This is a genomic window from Pseudomonas sp. 51_B (genome assembly GCF_017491595.1).
GTDB lineage: Bacteria > Pseudomonadota > Gammaproteobacteria > Pseudomonadales > Pseudomonadaceae > Aquipseudomonas > Aquipseudomonas promysalinigenes.
The window spans coordinates 1-431 of sequence record NZ_JAFGYW010000470.1 but is presented as its reverse complement, the minus strand read 5'-3'; the positions used below and the strand labels follow the sequence as shown (position 1 = coordinate 431).

1 rRNA gene is annotated in these 431 nt (G+C 48.7%); it reads right to left on the bottom strand.

The features are described from left to right. Positions 1-134 (bottom strand): 16S ribosomal RNA (locus tag J5M56_RS25775); the annotation flags it as partial. Between the last annotated feature and the right edge of the window lie 297 nt (positions 135-431).

Genomic DNA, 431 nt, shown 5'->3' with positions numbered 1-431 from the left:
ACAGGACATGTTCCGATGTATTACTCACCCGTTCGCCACTCGCCACCAGGCCGAAGCCCGTGCTGCCGTTCGACTTGCATGTGTAAGGCATGCCGCCAGCGTTCAATCTGAGCCAGGATCAAACTCTTCAGTTCAATTCCTGTTACTGTTTTCGGTTGTTTCCAACCGGTCGCTCACTCAAAGCTGACAGGTATATGAATCTCTTCATAAACCTGACTTACTTTAGTGTGAGACTCTTGATACTTTCGCTTGCGATCCGAAAATCGCCCGCTTCCATCAAGCGCCCACACTTATCGGCTGTTCATTGTTAAAGAGCATATCCGCGAGAAGATTCGACTACTTACCGCACCCTTCTCAGCAGCGCTGCGTTGTCAGCAGCAGAGAAATGAGATTATGATCACTTATTCGCAGCGCGTCAACAACTTTTTTAC